The organism is Comamonas sp. UBA7528 (assembly GCF_002479375.1).
Lineage (GTDB): Bacteria > Pseudomonadota > Gammaproteobacteria > Burkholderiales > Burkholderiaceae_C > Comamonas.
The window spans coordinates 1-15,834 of sequence record NZ_DLMU01000009.1 but is presented as its reverse complement, the minus strand read 5'-3'; the positions used below and the strand labels follow the sequence as shown (position 1 = coordinate 15,834).

Below are 15,834 nucleotides of genomic sequence, written 5' to 3'. Positions count from 1 at the left end.
GCACCGTGGTGGTGCGTTCAGCGTGTGCCGTGGACCACCGCAGTGCACGCCTGCGGCGCCCTGTGTCTGCGGACGGGTCAGGCCGCTTTTTCTACATGGCCCTGGCGGGTATAGAGAAAATCGATCACCGCCTTGCGGCAGTGCTGGTAGTCCCGGTCTTCGGCCAGTGCCACGCGGTTGCGCGGGCGTGCCAGCGGCACCTTCAGCACCTCGCCAATGGTGGCAGCGGGGCCGTTGGTGAGCATCACGATCTGGTCGGACAGCAGCACCGCCTCGTCCACATCATGGGTCACCATGACCACGGTGCTACGGGTGCGGGCCACGATGTCCAGCAACTCGTCCTGCAATTTTGCGCGGGTGAGGGCGTCCAGTGCCCCAAAAGGTTCGTCCATCAGCAGCACCTGGGGTTCCATGGACAGTGCCCGGGCAATGCCCACGCGCTGCTTCATGCCGCCGGAAATCTCGCCCGGCCGCTTGTGCGCCGCGTGGCTCAGTCCCACCAGTTCCAGCGCGGCCGCAGTGCGGGCCTGGAGCTGGGCCTTGGTTTCCTGTTTTCCGAACACTCGCTCCACGGCCAGATGGACGTTGGCATGGCAGGTCAGCCAGGGCAGCAGCGAATGGTTCTGGAACACCACGGCGCGCTCGGGACCTGGGCCTTTGATTTCCTTGTTGGCGCACAGCAGGTTGCCGGCGGTGGGCGTGGTCAGCCCGGCAATCAGGTTCAGCAAGGTGGATTTGCCGCAGCCAGAGTGGCCGATCAGGCTCACGAACTCGCCCCTGGCAATGTTCAGGTTGATGTCGCGCAGCGCAGGGAACAGCCCTTTGGTCGTGGTGAAGGTCTGCTCCACGCCCTGGATCTGGATGAACTTGGTGGAGAGCGACGGGTTGTGCAGGGTGGGGTGGTTCATGCTTTCACCTCTTCAAACGTAAAGGCCGAAGCCAGTTTCACCAGCGCCCACTCCAGCAGCAGGCCCACGATGCCGATCACAAAGATGGCGATGATGATGTTCTTGACGTTCAGGTTGTTCCACTCGTCCCAGACCCAGAAGCCGATGCCCACGCCGCCAGTCAGCATTTCGGCGGCCACGATGACCAGCCAGGCCGTGCCTACGGCGAGGCGCACACCGGTCAGCAGATAGGGGAGCACCGAGGGAAACAAGATGGTGGTGGCGATCTTCCATTCGCTCAGGTTCAGCACGCGGGCCACGTTCATGTAGTCCTGGGGGACGCGCTGCACGCCCACCGCGGTGTTGATGACCATTGGCCAGATGGAACAGATGAAGATGGTCCAGATGGCAGCGGGGTTGGCACCTTTGAAGACCAACAGACCAATTGGCAGCCAGGCCAGCGGCGAGACCGGGCGCAGCAGGCTGATCAGCGGGTTGCACATGCGGGACAGAAAGCGGAAGCGCCCGATCACAAAGCCCAGCGGAATCCCCACCAGCGCCGCCAGCCCGAAGCCCAGGCCCACGCGCTGCAGCGAGGCCAGCACGTTCCAGCCCACCCCCTGGTCATTCGGGCCGTTGCGATAGAACGGGTCACTGAAGACTTCGACCGCCTGCTGCCAGGTTTCCAGCGGGCCGGGAATGGCCTGGCCTGTGCCTCCCGACACCAGCGACCACAGGCCCACCAGCAGGGCCAGGCCCATGACGGGAGGCAGCACGGTCTGCGCCAGTGCCGTCAACTGCTGGCGCAGGCGTGAAGGTGGGGCCGGCGTGGCGCTGGCGGCAGGGGGATTGGCCCCGGCAGCGGTGCCTGTATTTGCCGTGGCAGAGGAGCCGTGGGTAGCGTCGTTGGCGGCCACGGCAGCGATGGCGCCCTGGGGCGGCGCTGCATCACCGCGCGGTGAATGAAAAATGGCACTGACCATGGTGCTTCTCCTGAAAAATCAATGAAGGGGGCAGTGGCTCAGGCCTTGACCTTGAAGCTGTCGGCGTACTTGGCGGGTCCTTGCCGTCCCACACCACGCCGTCGATCAGCTTGCTGCTGCGCATGCTGTCCTTGGGCACGTTCACCTTCAGCTGCGTGGCGGCCTGGCTGTACAGGTCGATGCGGTTGATCTGCTTGGCCACGGCCAGGTAATCAGGGTGGCTCTTGAGCAGGCCCCAGCGCTTGTGCTGGGTCAGGAACCACATGCCATCGCTGAGGTAGGGGTAGTTCACCGCGCCGTCGGCAAAGAACTTCATGTGATTCGGGTCGTCCCAGGTCTTGCCCAGGCCGTTCTGGTAGCGGCCCAGGATGCGCTGGTTGATGGCGTCCACACTGGTGTTCACATAGGCTTTGCCGGCAATGGTCTCGGCCATCTTCAGCTTATTCTGCAGGCTGGCGTCGATCCATCGGCCGGCTTCCAGAATGGCCATCATCACGGCGCGGGCCGTGTTGGGGTTTTTCTGTGCGAACTCGGCTGTGGTGCCCAGCACTTTTTCAGGGTGGCCCTGCCAGATGTCCTGCGTGGTCACGGCCGTGATGCCGATGTTGTCCATGATGGCGCGGTGGCCCCAGGGTTCGCCCACGCAGAAGCCATCCATATTGCCAATGCGCATGTTGGCCACCATCTGCGGCGGCGGCACGGTGATGACCTTGGCGTCCTTGAGCGGATCGATCCCGGCCGATGCCAGCCAGTAATAGAGCCACATGGCATGGGTGCCGGTGGGGAAGGTCTGGGCAAAGGTGTATTCGCGCTTGTCGCTGGCCATCAGCTTGGCCAGGCTGGCGGCATCCACCGCGCCTTTGTCCGCCAGCTTCTTGGACAAGGTGATGGCCTGGCCGTTCTGGTTGAGCGTCATCAGCACCGCCATCTCTTTCTTGGGGCCGCTCACCCCCAGGTGCAGCCCGTAGACCAGGCCGTAGAGCACATGGGCAAAGTCCAGCTCGCCGTTGACCAGTTTGTCACGCACGCCGGCCCAGCTGGCTTCCTTGGTGGGGATGATCTTGACGCCGTACTTCTGGTCCAGCCCCAGCACCGAGGCCATGACCACGCTGGCGCAGTCCGTCAGCGGGATGAAGCCGATCTTCACCTCTTTCTTCTCCGGGGCGTCCGATCCGGCGGCCCATACGCCGCCGTGGCCCAGCTGGGTGTACAGGGCGGCGCCTGCGGCGATGCCGCCGGCCTGGCGCAGAAACTGGCGGCGACTGCCCGCTTCCATGGTGTCTGTCGGGGTGGACAAGGGAGTGCAAGCGGTATCCGGGGTGTGCTGTGCCATGGTTCGGCTCCTTCCAGTGCGTGGGGCGAATGCTTTTTCAACGGAACGACGGATCCCACAAAAGGCTGTTTCCAGACCTGCAAAACACAAAGGCGTCCCGATCCGTCTGCGGTGTGCAGGGGATGGGGACGCCGTTGTCCTGTGTGTGGGGGCTGATTCCAGACCGCCGTTGGCCGGGATTCACTGCCAAGGAATGCAGAAACCGTGCCAGCTTGCCGGCGGGCGGTTCTCCCAGGGAAGCAGGGCCTCTGGGGCACGGAGATGTGCTTTGCAGTGCGCATCTCCGCGGGAGGAAGCGCGGTTTTGGTGCGCTGCAGCAGGATGGCAGCCACAGTTGCTGCTGTGTGTTGGTGCGTGTGGCTTTGCGTGCGCGCGGATCAGCCTTGCGCTGGCGGCAGCAGATCGGCCATTGCCAGCACAGCCTCGGCCACATCGATCAGGCGGCGGTTCTGGTTCATGGCGGTCTGGCGCAGCAGCTTGTGTGCTTCGCTCTCGCTGAGCTGGCGGTGCGCCATCAGCAGGCCTTTGGCGCGTTCCAGCGTCTTGCGTTCGGTCAGGGCGGAGCGCACGGTTTCCAGCTCGGCCTGCATGGCTTGCAGCCGCTGGGATTGTTCCTGTACCAGGCTCAACACCGACTGGCCCAGCTGCGGTGCCAGGCTGTTGCCCAGTTGCAGCGTGGCTTCGGGGGCTGGTGCATGGAAGAAATCCGGCAGGCCGTCGGGCACGGCAGGGGCGTCACCTGCACCGGCGCTGCGCTGCAACAGTGCCCGCGGCTCCGGCGCCTGTCGGGCCGCCTGCAGCTGTGTGGTGCAGCGTTGCTGCAGCTCGTCGGCCAGCTGCCCTTCGATGGCATACAAGGCATCCATGCGGGCCGTGCAGGCTTCGAACCAGGGCGTGCTCAGCTCGGCATCGAGCGCCTGGCCGGTGGCGGCGGTACAGCCCATGCGGCGCATGCGCTCGATCACCAGCAGCTCGGGGTTGTGGTGCTGGATCTTTTCCCACAGCGCCAATGGCGTGGCGGGAGCGCAATCGGCAAACACCTGGAAGCAGCGCTCCTGCGCGTCGATCAGATGCAGCCAGTGCTGCTGGCGCGCGGCCTGGCTGCGGCCGCTGCCAAAGGCCGCGGCCCCGGTGGCACGCTCCTGGCCGGCCAGTTCCTTGCCTTGCATGAAGTGGAACATGGCCACCAGCAGGCGGGAAATGCCGGGCTCGGTGGCACTGTCGGCCGCCTCGAAGACCACGGCCAGCAGGCCTGCGATCAGGCGGATATAGGCCGCGGTGGCGGCATCGGGCGCCAGCGCCAGCGCGCTGACCTGCTGGCGCAGCGCGGGCAAGGCGTCCAGCCCCTGCAGCACATAGGCGATATGGTTGAACAGCCGCGCGCCGTGACCGCCTTGGAAGGCATTCAGATCGAGCTGCACCAGCGCCTGGTGCAGCTGTGCGGTGCAGCGGTCCGCTGTCTGGATCTGCGCCAGCCGAACGCTGGCACCGCGCTGCCCACCACTGGCCAGCACGATGTTGGACAGGCCGCGCTCGGCCTGCAGCGCATGGATGAGCGCACCCAGCTGGCGCACCAGGGTGCTGGTGTGCAGCAGTTGCTCCAGTTCGCCCATTTCACAGCGGCGAACGGCAATCAGGTAATCCAAGCTAGAAGTCATGGTGGGGCGTGCAGTGCTTTAGTGTGAAGGCAGCAAGTTCTGTGCCTCACGGTGGTGCATGTGCATGGCGCATGCATTCGCGTCACACGAGAGTCCTGACGATGGCTGCACTGTGCGCAGGCCAGACCGATGCGATGACCCGGACATACAAAAACCGGCCGCCCCCGCAAAGGGACGGCCGGTTTTTGGTAGCAGTCGCCACCGCCCCTGTACAGGGCGGGGCGCAGACCTGGCTTTAGGCCAGCTTGTCGACGATGGCGTTCAGCGTGGCGCTGGGACGCATGGCGGTGCCGGTCTTGGCTTCGTCGGGACGGTAGTAGCCGTCGATGTCCGAAGGCTTGCCTTGTACGGCGTTCAGCTCTTCGACGATCTGGGCTTCATTGGTCACCATGGATTCCGCCACGTGCTTGAACACGGCTTGCAGCTCGGCGTCCTTGCCTTGCTTGGCCAGTTCCTGGGCCCAGAACGAGGCCAGGTAGAAGTGGCTGCCGCGGTTGTCGATGCCGGCGCCAGGCTTGCGCGAGGGGCTCTTGTTTTCGTCCAGGAAGCGGCCGGTGGCAGCGTCCAGGGCGTCGGCCAGCACTTGGGCCTTGGGGTTCTGGGCAAAGCCGGCCAGGTGTTCCAGCGAAGCGGCCAGGGCCATGAATTCACCCAGCGAGTCCCAGCGCAGGAAGCCTTCTTCCACGAACTGCTGCACGTGCTTGGGGGCGGAGCCGCCGGCACCGGTTTCAAACAGGCCGCCGCCGTTCATCAGGGGCACGATGGACAGCATCTTGGCCGAGGTGCCCAGTTCCAGGATGGGGAACAGGTCGGTCAGGTAGTCGCGCAGCACGTTGCCGGTGACGGAGATGGTGTCCTGGCCCTTGCGGATGCGGTCCAGCGAGAACTGGGTGGCCTTGACGGGCGACATGATCTGGATGTCCAGGCCGGACAGATCGTGGTCCTTCAGGTAGGTGGTGACCTTCTGGATCAGCTGTGCGTCGTGGGCGCGGTTTTCGTCCAGCCAGAACACGGCGGGCATGCCGGAGGCGCGGGCGCGGGTGACGGCCAGCTTGACCCAGTCGCGGATGGGGGCGTCCTTGGCCTGGCACATGCGGAAGATGTCACCGGCTTCGACAGCTTGCTCCAGCAGCACGGTACCGGCGTCGTCCACCACGCGCACGGTGCCGGCTTCGGCGATTTCAAAGGTCTTGTCGTGGCTGCCGTACTCTTCGGCGGCTTGTGCCATCAGGCCCACGTTGGGCACGGTGCCCATGGTGACAGGGTCCAGCGCGCCGTGCTTCTTGCAGTCGTCGATGACGGTCTGGTAGACGCCGGCATAGCAGCGGTCAGGGATGACGGCCTTGGCGGCCTGCAGCTTGCCTTCGGCGTTCCACATGCCGCCGGAATCGCGGATCATGGCTGGCATGGAGGCGTCAACGATCACGTCGGAAGGCACGTGCAGGCAGGTGATGCCCTTGTCGCTGTTGACCATGGCCAGGGCGGGGCGGTCTGCGGCCAGTGCCTTCAGGTCGGCTTCGATTTCCGTGCGCTTGGCTTCGGACAGCTTGTCCAGGCGGGCGTACAGGTCGCCGATGCCGTTGTTGGCGTTGAAGCCGATCTCGGCCAGCGCAGCGGCGTGCTTGTCCAGCACGGGGCCGTAGTAGGCGTAGACCACGTGGCCGAAGATGATGGGGTCGGAGACCTTCATCATGGTGGCCTTCAGGTGGGCGGAGAACAGCACGCCCTGGTCCTTGGCGTCTTGCACCTGTGCGGCCAGGAAGCTGCGCAGGGCCTTCTTGCTGATGACGGAGGCGTCGATCACTTCACCGGCCAGCACCTTGGTGGTGGCCTTGAGGACGTTGGTGGCACCGGCGGCGGTGGCCAGCTCGATGCGCACATTGCCGGCGTTGGCCACCACGGTGGACTTTTCGCTGCCGTAGAAGTCGCCACCGTCCATGTGGGACACGTGGGCCTTGTTGTCGGCTGTCCAGGCGCCCATCTTGTGGGGGTGCTTGCGGGCGTAGTTCTTGACCGACAGCGGTGCGCGGCGGTCGGAGTTGCCTTCGCGCAGCACGGGGTTCACGGCCGAGCCCTTGACCTTGTCGTAACGGGCCTTGGCGTCTTTTTCCACGTCATTGGCGGGCGCATCAGGGTAGTCGGGCAGGGCGTAGCCCTTGCCTTGCAGTTCCTTGATGGCGGCCTTGAGCTGGGGAATGGAGGCCGAGATGTTCGGCAGCTTGATGATGTTGGCTTCGGGCTTCTTGGCCAGTTCGCCCAGTTCGGCCAGGTCATTGGCGATGCGTTGCTCGGGCTTGAGCAGCTCGGGGAACAGGGCCAGGATGCGGCCGGACAGCGAGATGTCGCGGGTTTCGACGTCAATGCCAGCGGAGCGCGTGAACGCCTGCACGATGGGCAGCAACGAATACGTTGCCAGCATCGGTGCTTCATCAGTCAGTGTGTAGATGATCTTGGAGGATGAAGACATGTTGTGGTCTGTTGTCTAGGGTTCAAAAACCGCGCCTGCGCGCGTGGCGTATTGGCACCGAGCGGGTAGGCCCGGCTCGCTATCTGTGTAGCGCACCACAAGAGCGGGTCTGCGATCACAAACCCAACTCTTGTATAAGACTTGAGTTTAGCATCAGCTTCCACACTACGGAACGGTGTTTTATGCTGCGGTGCACAAGCTGCAACTTCACCACCGGCCGGCAACGGCATGCTGCCTAGCGGATCGCCCGCCTTCATGCCCTTGAATCAGGGGTTTTCCCCATATTGGGTTTTGAAGTCGAATTCCAGTTTCTCGCATTCGGATTGCTGGGTGAAATGCACTGGCTTGCCTTCCTTGGGCGGTTTCTGTACTTCCTTCCAGCACAGGCGGATGGTTTCGCGCGCGACCCAGCGGTCTTCGGTTTCGGGCGTGTTGAACAGATAACCCATGGCCATCAGGATGGCAAAGAAGGCCACCGGCAGGCCGATGAGCCAGCGTACCAGGCGTGGCTTGCGCACGGGCGTGTCGGCTACGGCGGTCGCGGCGTCGGCCTGGGTGGTGTCGGCTGCGCCGTCGGAAGCGGAAGTGGGGGTGTCAGACATGCTGCGGATTATCGGCCGCAGCCCGGGCGCTGTCCGATGGGATGCCCCGGGGTTTGATGCGCATCAAGATGGCATATGCCGCCGCCGCGGTGCTGGGGCCTGCACTGGCCGCGGTGTGGGCTGCGGGTTGTCAGGGGGGGAGCGCTACAGAACCCTCCATGCCCGCCATGGGGAAACCGTGGGCGTTCAGCGCCCCCGGGGCTGGTGCCCTGTGCGGGCCTGCTGCGGGGCCGGGGGCTGGTGGTCTTCCCAGGCTTTGCCCCAGTGCAGCACCTGTTCCAGCGCGCGGTCGCGGATGCCCATGGCCTGCAGACCGTCGTAGGTGGCCAGGGCATAGTCGCGCGTGGTGCCGTAGATGCCGGCGGATTCGGCAAAGATGCGCTGGTACTGCTCGGGGGGCAGCGTGCCGCAGTAGCTGGGGCTGTGCCGCGACAGGGTGAAGGCCAGGGCACGCACCGGGCCCTCAGGGGTGCTGCACTGCAACCAGCGTGGGTCGTAGGTGGCCAGCGGCATCTCGCGCTGCCACAGCGCATGCAGGGTCTCATGCCCCTGCCGGGCAGGAATGCGGAACGCCGCGCCCTGGCAACTGCCTCCGGGCAGCATGGCAAACACCAGACCGGGGCGTTCGGGCGTGCCGCGGTTGATGCGGCTCCACATCTTCAGCGCACGGTGCCAGCCGTGCACCTTGGCATCGCGCCGTTCGGCGAAGTCAAATTCGGGCCGCCAGATCAGGCTGCCGTAGCCGAATACCCACAAATCCTGCTCTCCGCCCCATTGCTGCAGCGTGCGCTCCAAAAAAGTGCGTGGATCACGGTTTGGAGCGGTGGGCAGAAGAGTAGGGACTTCGGACATGGCTGTGATGCTAGAGCAAAACCCACTGGATGGACACGAAGCGGCTACAGGCGCACTACATATGTAGGCGGCACTCCCTCTAGAATGGGCCCCCGCAAGCGGGCCGAGTGGCTGCGGCAGGCTGGACAGGCTCTGCCATGCACCGCATTCGGGCTGCAAGAACGCACGATCACACACAACATCCTCTGGAGAATTTCATGGCCTTCAATACATCGGACGACGACAGCCAACAGCGCTTTGCCCTCGGCATCATTTTTGCCCTGGTGCTTCTGGTGGTCGGCACCGTCGTCGGCGCGGTGGTGTACCGCTCGGTCACCGGAGCCAAGGGCGCGCCCACTGCGGCTGCTCCGGCCGTGGTGGATTCTGCGGTGGCCAGCCAAAGCACACCGCCGGCCCTGGCGGCGGGTGCCGTGCAGCAAGGTGACGGCGCCTACATCCGCGTGGAAGAAGGCGTAGTCAAGTTCTACTTTGCCACCGGCAGCGCCGAGCTGGCCGCTGGTGCCGACGAAGCCCTGGCCGATGTGGTGCGTATCGCCGCCCAGCGCGGCAAGAAGCTGGCGGTGTCGGGCTACCACGACGCCACCGGCAACGCCGCAGTGAACGCCGAACTGGCTAAGCGCCGTGCACAGGCCGTGCAGCAGGCCATCATTGCCCAGGGCGTGGTCGCCGGCAATGTGGAACTGCGCAAGCCCGAAGTGACTCAGGCCGATGGCAGCAACGACGAAGCCCGTCGCGTGGAAGTGGTGATCATCGAGTAAGCCGCTTTAGCTTCAGCAAGGGGCTGCCCCTTGCTTCACCCCCACCAGGCCGTGCATTGCACGGCCTTTTTCATGGGCGGGTGCGTGGCCGCGGGGGGACCAATGCCCCCGAGAGCACATCAGGTTTGGGCAATGTGGCGTCGCTCTCCGTGCCGGGTCCACGGCCGGTTGGGGCAGGCCAAGCTGCTCCGGAAAGCGAAGCAGTACCAAGTTCTTTCCATGTCCCCTCAACGCCCTCGTCAACTGGCAGGCAAATTTCAATATACTGTATGTATAAACAGCATTTGCCATGAACTACGCCAAACCCGCTCGCCTTTTGCTGGCTCCCGGCTTTGACCGGGGGACGCTGCCTGCGCATATCGCACACGCGCTGTGGTGTGGAAACGAGGTCAGCACCGGTGCCAGCCGGACCGTACCCACAGGCTACGCAACACTGGACAAAGCCCTGCCAGGACAGGGCTGGCCCACAGCCAGCCTGTGCGAGCTGCTGCAGCCGCAAGCGGCGGTGTGCGAATGGCGGCTTCTGGGTCCCGCCTTGCCAGGGCTGCTGGCAGACAAGGGGGCGCGTATCTACCTTGTCGCGCCGCCCCAGATTCCCCATGCGATGGGGTTGGCCCAGCTGGGCCTGCCTCCCGAACAGTTGGTCTGGATTGACGCCAAGGGAGCGCAGGAGCGTCTGTGGGTCACAGAACAGCTGCTGAAATCTGAGCCTGCTGGTGCTGTCATTGCCTGGCTGCCCCAGGCCCGCCAAGAGCAGATCCGCCGCCTGCAAGTTCATGCCATCCATTGCGATGCCCCTGTGTTCCTGGTTCGCCCGGAAACGGCTATGGGCGAGGCCTCGGCAGCTCCGCTGCGGGTATCGCTGTCCCTGGGTACCAGTTGGAATCTGGATGTGTGCATCCGGAAGCGCCGGGGTGCGGTGTGTACCGAGGTGCTGCACCTGCAGGCGATCCCCGGCAACCTGGATTCCGTGATCCCCCCCCGCATGCGCGAACTTCAGGCGCCAGGGGGGCTGCAGAAGGAGGTGTTTCATGCATTGGGCCGCTCTGATTCCCATACAGCTTCCGGACACCACCTCACCCATTGACTCTGTGCAGCTTGCCGTCTGGGCCCTCCAGTTCACGCCGCGCGTGGCCTTGCACGAGGAAGCGGTCTTGATTGAAGTGGAAGCCAGTTTGCGTTTGTTTGGGGGTGTCACAAGCCTGCACGCCCTGGTGGAAGAGGGTGCCCGGGATCTCGGTGCCAGTGTGGCCTGGGCGCCCACCGGCATGGCCGCTCTGGCCTTTGCGCGCCAGAAGGGTATCGACGGATTTTCCGCGCCTTTGGAACGGCTGCTGGACCGGCTGTTGCTGGAGTGCATCACAGCGGTGAAGCGCCACCAACCGACATTGGCGCGGGTCGGGTGCCGGACCTTGGGCCAGGTGCGTGCCCTGCCGCGCGCAGGCATCGTGCGCCGATTCGACAAAGCCCTGTTGGAAGCCATGGACCAGGCCTATGGCCTGCGCCCTGAAACCTATGGGTGGGTGGAGGCTCCGGACGCTTTCCATACGCGCCTGGAGCTGATGTCGCGGGTGGAACTGGCGCCGGCCATGTTGTTCGGGGTGCGGCGTCTGCTTGTGCAGATGGCGGGTTGGCTGAAGGCCCGCCAACTGGGTGCGACAGCCTTCACGCTGCGCTGGTGCCACGATGTCATGCGCACACGGGATGTAGGCAGCAGCGGAGAGCTGACCATCCGCACGGCAGAGCCTACACAGAACGTCGACCACTTCTCGCGCCTGCTGTCCGAGCACCTGGCCCGGGTTGAGCTTCTGGCGCCAATGGGCGATCTGGAGCTGCTGGCCACCGAGGTAGAGCCCATCGTGGAAGAGAGCCGGTCACTGATTCCCGAGGCGGCGGGCAAAGGCTCCTCCATCAAGCTGGCTCTGGAACGCATTCAGGCACGGCTGGGCAACGATGCTGTGCGCCGGCCCGTGCTGTCTGCGGACCACAGGCCCGAATGGATGCAGCAGTGGCTATCGGCCGAGCAGCGCCGCCCCAGCAAACCGGAGCTGGTGTGCGAGCTGCCGCAACCGACCTGGATGCTGGGCACACCTTTGCGTCTCGTCGAGCGCGCCAACAGGCCCGTCTACCAGGGCGCCCTGCAACTGCTGCTGGGACCGGACCGTGTGGAAGGTGGCTGGTGGCACCGCGACCAGGTGGACAGCGGGGAGATGCCGTTGAATGTGCAGCGCGACTATTGGCTCGCGCGCAGCGAGCATGCGGGGCTGCTGTGGATTTTCCAGGCACGCCTGGCCGGCGATGAGACCGCCTGGTTCCTGCATGGGCACTACGCCTGAGGCGGCATGCAACACGTCCTTCCCGTGTATGCCGAGCTGCGTTGCATCTCCAATTTCACCTTTCTGCGGGGTGCCAGCCGCCCGGAGGAATTGGTGGAGCGCGCCAAGGAACTGGGCTACAGTGCTTTGGCCATTACCGACGAATGTTCCTTGGCAGGTATCGTGCGCGCCCATGTGGCTGCCAGACAGCAAGGCCTGACCCTGCTGCTGGGCGCCCAGTTCTGCATCCAGCCACGCGATGCCGGCGAAGCGCCTTTCACCTTGGTGGTGCTGGCCCAGAACCTCAACGGCTACGGCAATCTGTGCCAGTTCATCACCAAGCTGCGGCGCGCTTCGGACAAAGGCACTTACCGCCTGGACTTGGGCTGCATCACCGGCCAGGAGCTGCAAGACTGCTTGGTGCTGCTGTGCCCGGAGCGCAAGGCCACCGATGCGCAACTGGAGGCCATGGGCCGCTGGACGCTGACCCACTTCACGGGCCGCTGCTGGATCGGCGTGGACCTGGTACGGCGCCTGGACGATGAGCTGTGGCTGCACCGCATGCGCGCGCTGGCGGCACTGACCGCCGTGCCCCTGGTGGCCGTGGGCGACGTGCACATGCATGTGCGCTCGCGCAAACCGCTGCAGGATGTGCTGACCGCCACCCGCATGGGCAAGCCGCTGACCGAATGCGGCTACGCCCTGCAGCGCAGCGCCGAGCGCCACCTGCGCAGCCGCCTGCGCCTGGCCCAGACCTTTCCGGCGGAACTGCTGGCCCAGACCCTGGCCGTGGTGGCGCGCTGCAGCTTCAGCCTGAACGAACTCCAGTACCAGTACCCCGATGAAGTGGTGCCTGCAGGGCACACGGCGGCCAGCTACCTGCGCCAGGCAACCTATGACGGCGCGGGCCGGCGCTGGCCTGCGGGCATCCCCGAGAAAGTCCAACGCCAGATCGCCTACGAGTTGGGTCTGATCTGCGAGCTGAAGTACGAGCAGTATTTCCTGACCGTCTACGACATTGTGGTCTTCGCGCGCTCGCGCGGCATTTTGTGCCAGGGCCGCGGTTCGGCCGCCAACAGCGCGGTGTGTTACTGCCTGGGGGTGACCGAGGTGGACCCGGATCGCACTTCCGTGCTGTTCGAGCGCTTTATTTCCAAGGAGCGCAATGAGCCCCCGGACATTGACATCGACTTCGAGCACCAGCGTCGCGAAGAGGTGATCCAGTACCTCTATGCGAAGTACGGCCGCGACCGCGCGGCCCTGGCTGCGGCCGTGATTTCCTACCGGCCGCGTTCTGCAATCCGGGATGTGGGCAAGGCCCTGGGCTTTGATCTCGATGTGGTGGACGCCATCGCCAAGGGACAGCAGTGGTTCGATGGACGCAGCATCCGGCAGGAGCGTTTTGCAGAGCTGGGCATGGATGCGGGCTCCCTGGCCGTGCAGCAGTTGGTCGCGTTGACCGAACAGTTGATCGGGTTCCCACGCCACCTGTCCCAGCACACCGGCGGTTTTGTGCTCACGCGCGGCCTGCTGTGCCGTATGGTGCCTGTGGAGAACGCATCCATGGACGACCGCACGGTCATCGAGTGGGACAAGGATGATCTGGACGCTGCAGGGCTGCTCAAAGTGGACGTACTGGCCCTGGGCATGCTGTCGGCGATCCGCCGGGCCCTGGACTTCATCGGTCAGCGCCGAGGCTGCGCGTTCACGATGCAGGACATCCCGCCAGAGGATTCGGCCACCTACGACATGATCTGTCGCGCCGACACCATCGGTGTGTTCCAGATCGAGAGCAGGGCGCAGATGTCCATGCTGCCCCGGTTGCGCCCGCGCAAGTTCTACGACCTGGTGGTGGAAGTGGCGCTGGTGCGGCCGGGCCCCATCCAGGGCGGCATGGTCCACCCCTATCTGCGCCGGCGCCAGGGCAAGGACCCGGTGGTCTACCCGAGCGAGGCCTTGAAGGAGGCGCTGGGCCGTACGCTGGGAGTGCCGGTGTTCCAGGAGCAGGTCATGCAGATCGCCATGCTGGCCGCCGGTTTCAGCCCTGGCGAGGCCGATGGCCTGCGCCGGGCCATGGCGGCCTGGAAGCGCAAAGGGGGGCTGGAGAAGTACTACGACAGGATCGTGCAAGGGATGACCGAGCGCGGTTACGAACGCGACTTTGCCGAATCCATCTTCGAGCAAATCAAGGGCTTTTCGGAATACGGCTTCCCGGAAAGTCACGCCGCCAGCTTTGCACTGCTGGTCTATGCGTCCAGCTGGATCAAGCGCCACGAGCCTGCGGCCTTCCTGGCGGCCATTCTCAACAGCCAGCCAATGGGGTTCTATTCAGCCAGCCAGTTGACGCAGGATGCACGCCGCCACGGGGTTGAAGTACGGCCCGTGGACGTGATGCACAGCGATGTGGACTGCACGCTGGAAGAGACCGGCAAGCTGCAGCCGGCAGTCCGGCTGGGCCTGCGCATGATCTCGGGCCTGGGCCGCACCAGTGCCCGGCGCATCGAGGAGAACCGCCGCAAGGCTCCTTTCGACAGCGCCGAAGCACTGGCCCGGCGCACGCACATGGACCAGCAGGAGATGAAGTGCCTGGCCGCAGCAGGGGCCCTGGCCAGCTTGTCGGGACACCGCCGCCAGCAGGTGTGGGAGGCCGCGGCCTTGCATGCCGCGCCTGAGCTCCTGGAGGAGGCTCGCTTCGATGAAGCCTTGCTGGCGCTGCCTGAGGCGCCAGAGGGCGAAGAAGTGGTCTGGGACTATGCCTCCACGGGCCTCACTCTGCGCAGCCATCCCATGCGGCTGCTGCGACCCAAGATGGAGCGGTGGAAGGTCAAAACCTCGCAGGAGTTGCGCCGTCTATCCAACGGCCAGCGGGTTCGGACTGCAGGCATCGTGACTTTGCGGCAGCAGCCAGGGACCGCCAACGGGACCGTCTTTGTGTCGCTGGAGGACGAGCATGGTTGCACCCAGGTCATCGTCTGGCGCGACGTGCGCGATGCGTATCGGCAGGTGCTGGTGGGCTCGCGCCTGCTGGCGGTGGAGGGGATATGGCAGCGCCAGGGGCCGGTGTGCAATCTGATCGCAGAGCGCATGGCCGACTTGTCGCATTTGCTCGGCCGGCTGGCCACCGAGAGCCGGGATTTCAAATAAGGGAGGCCCCATGCACCCATGCCGCCTGTGTGGCAGCGAAGAGGTTCAGGGCCCGCCCCCCGGGCTGGTCAGCCCGAGAGCCTGGATCAGGGCGAGGAGCCGGAGTAGGGGCACCTTCGTCGGAACCTTGCTGTTGGGAAAGACCGGGTAAAAGCCAAGCAATAGAACTACTTCGCGCGGCGCAGGGGCACGAATTTTGGTGGCTGCCCCTATGGGCCGCCACGATGCCGTCCACTGTGTGGAGATGGGGTCTGCGCGCAAGCCGCTTTCGCTTTTGCTGGGGAGCAGACCGTGCACTGCACGGCCTTTTGTGCACCGGGGTTTGGCTCCCGCAGCACACCCATGGACAAGAAGGTGCGCTGACTATTTACTACTGGCGCATGCCGATGGCCAAGCGGTTGAAAGCGCTCATCAGCGCAATCGCAAAGCTCAGGTCGGAAATCTCGGTATCGCTGAAGTGTGGCTGCAGCGATGCAAAGTCGGAGTCCGGTGCGTGGGTGTGGGCCACATCGACCAGGGATTCCGTCCAGCCCAGTGCCGCGCGTTCCCTGGCATCGAACTGGCCGCTGACCCGCCAGCCGGCCAGGCTGTCGAGCTTGGCCTGTGCCATGCCTCCGGCGCGCAACGCCTTGGCATGCATCTCCAGGCAGAAGGCGCAGCCATTGATTTGGGACACGCGCAGATAGACCAGCTCGATCAAAGGCTTGCCCAGGCTGCTGTGATTGAATCGACCAGCTTTTTTTAGATAGCTGCAAGCCTCACAGAATTGCGCCTCTCGAACTCTATCGGAGACAGGCCATCCGCAGACGAATGTCTGCGGATGGGGTTGTAGAAC

Annotated in this window: 10 protein-coding genes and 2 pseudogenes; 4 read left to right on the top strand and 8 right to left on the bottom strand. The window is 64.8% G+C overall.

Annotation, left to right across the window (positions count from 1 at the left end):
* Positions 1–77 precede the first annotated feature (77 nt).
* The 7 genes and pseudogenes from B3349_RS11270 to B3349_RS11240 form a co-directional block, all read right to left on the bottom strand.
* Positions 78–908, bottom strand: coding sequence for an ABC transporter ATP-binding protein (locus B3349_RS11270; protein ID WP_291588679.1), 831 nt, complete (start codon positions 906–908; stop codon positions 78–80).
* Positions 905–1,870 carry a nitrate ABC transporter permease gene (gene ntrB / locus B3349_RS11265; RefSeq protein ID WP_291588678.1) on the bottom strand — a complete coding sequence of 322 codons (966 nt, stop codon included), beginning with the start codon at positions 1,868–1,870 and terminating at the stop codon, positions 905–907. The genes B3349_RS11270 and ntrB overlap by 4 nt, the downstream gene beginning before the upstream one ends.
* Before the next feature lie 38 nt (positions 1,871–1,908).
* A pseudogene (locus B3349_RS11260) lies at positions 1,909–3,146 on the bottom strand (ABC transporter substrate-binding protein).
* A 434-nt stretch (positions 3,147–3,580) separates the two neighbouring features.
* Positions 3,581–4,861, bottom strand: a complete 1,281-nt coding sequence (locus tag B3349_RS11255; RefSeq protein WP_291588677.1) for a nitrate regulatory protein — start codon at positions 4,859–4,861, stop codon at positions 3,581–3,583.
* Between the two features lie 235 nt (positions 4,862–5,096).
* On the bottom strand, positions 5,097–7,328 hold the full coding sequence (locus B3349_RS11250) for an NADP-dependent isocitrate dehydrogenase (protein ID WP_291588676.1): 2,232 nt from the start codon (positions 7,326–7,328) through the stop codon (positions 5,097–5,099).
* Positions 7,329–7,594: 266 nt separating this feature from the next.
* Positions 7,595–7,930 carry a hypothetical protein gene (locus B3349_RS11245; protein WP_291588675.1) on the bottom strand — a complete coding sequence of 112 codons (336 nt, stop codon included), beginning with the start codon at positions 7,928–7,930 and terminating at the stop codon, positions 7,595–7,597.
* 186 nt (positions 7,931–8,116) lie between these two features.
* A complete protein-coding gene (locus B3349_RS11240) occupies positions 8,117–8,782 on the bottom strand; it encodes a gamma-glutamylcyclotransferase (protein WP_291588674.1) in 666 nt (221 codons plus the stop codon).
* Positions 8,783–8,979: 197 nt separating this feature from the next.
* Between B3349_RS11240 and B3349_RS11235 the strand changes: the two genes are divergently transcribed.
* The 4 genes from B3349_RS11235 to B3349_RS11220 all read left to right on the top strand — a co-directional run bounded on the left by B3349_RS11235 (position 8,980) and on the right by B3349_RS11220 (position 14,999).
* Positions 8,980–9,540, top strand: coding sequence for an OmpA family protein (locus tag B3349_RS11235; RefSeq protein ID WP_283337705.1), 561 nt, complete (start codon positions 8,980–8,982; stop codon positions 9,538–9,540).
* 289 nt (positions 9,541–9,829) lie between these two features.
* Positions 9,830–10,627 carry a translesion DNA synthesis-associated protein ImuA gene (gene imuA, locus B3349_RS11230; RefSeq protein ID WP_291588673.1) on the top strand — a complete coding sequence of 266 codons (798 nt, stop codon included), beginning with the start codon at positions 9,830–9,832 and terminating at the stop codon, positions 10,625–10,627.
* The gene (locus B3349_RS11225) at positions 10,572–11,876 is read left to right on the top strand and encodes a Y-family DNA polymerase (protein ID WP_291588672.1); all 1,305 of its coding nucleotides are present in this window, start codon (positions 10,572–10,574) and stop codon (positions 11,874–11,876) included. Before imuA ends, B3349_RS11225 begins: the two co-directional genes overlap by 56 nt.
* A 6-nt stretch (positions 11,877–11,882) precedes the next feature.
* Positions 11,883–14,999, top strand: coding sequence for an error-prone DNA polymerase (locus B3349_RS11220; RefSeq protein WP_291588671.1), 3,117 nt, complete (start codon positions 11,883–11,885; stop codon positions 14,997–14,999).
* Between the two features lie 370 nt (positions 15,000–15,369).
* On the opposite strand, the pseudogene B3349_RS11215 reads toward B3349_RS11220, so the two are convergent.
* A pseudogene (locus tag B3349_RS11215) lies at positions 15,370–15,726 on the bottom strand (carboxymuconolactone decarboxylase family protein); the annotation flags it as partial.
* Positions 15,727–15,834 lie beyond the last annotated feature (108 nt).

Excerpts from the sequence above, each read along its gene's own strand:
- B3349_RS11270 (WP_291588679.1), bottom strand. The coding sequence starts at position 908 with ATGAACCACCCCACCCTGCACAACCCGTCGCTCTCCACCAAGTTCATC.
- ntrB (WP_291588678.1), bottom strand. The coding sequence starts at position 1,870 with ATGGTCAGTGCCATTTTTCATTCACCGCGCGGTGATGCAGCGCCGCCC.
- B3349_RS11255 (WP_291588677.1), bottom strand. The coding sequence starts at position 4,861 with ATGACTTCTAGCTTGGATTACCTGATTGCCGTTCGCCGCTGTGAAATG.
- B3349_RS11250 (WP_291588676.1), bottom strand. The coding sequence starts at position 7,328 with ATGTCTTCATCCTCCAAGATCATCTACACACTGACTGATGAAGCACCG.
- B3349_RS11245 (WP_291588675.1), bottom strand. The coding sequence starts at position 7,930 with ATGTCTGACACCCCCACTTCCGCTTCCGACGGCGCAGCCGACACCACC.
- B3349_RS11240 (WP_291588674.1), bottom strand. The coding sequence starts at position 8,782 with ATGTCCGAAGTCCCTACTCTTCTGCCCACCGCTCCAAACCGTGATCCA.
- B3349_RS11235 (WP_283337705.1), top strand. The coding sequence starts at position 8,980 with ATGGCCTTCAATACATCGGACGACGACAGCCAACAGCGCTTTGCCCTC.
- imuA (WP_291588673.1), top strand. The coding sequence starts at position 9,830 with ATGAACTACGCCAAACCCGCTCGCCTTTTGCTGGCTCCCGGCTTTGAC.
- B3349_RS11225 (WP_291588672.1), top strand. The coding sequence starts at position 10,572 with ATGCATTGGGCCGCTCTGATTCCCATACAGCTTCCGGACACCACCTCA.
- B3349_RS11220 (WP_291588671.1), top strand. The coding sequence starts at position 11,883 with ATGCAACACGTCCTTCCCGTGTATGCCGAGCTGCGTTGCATCTCCAAT.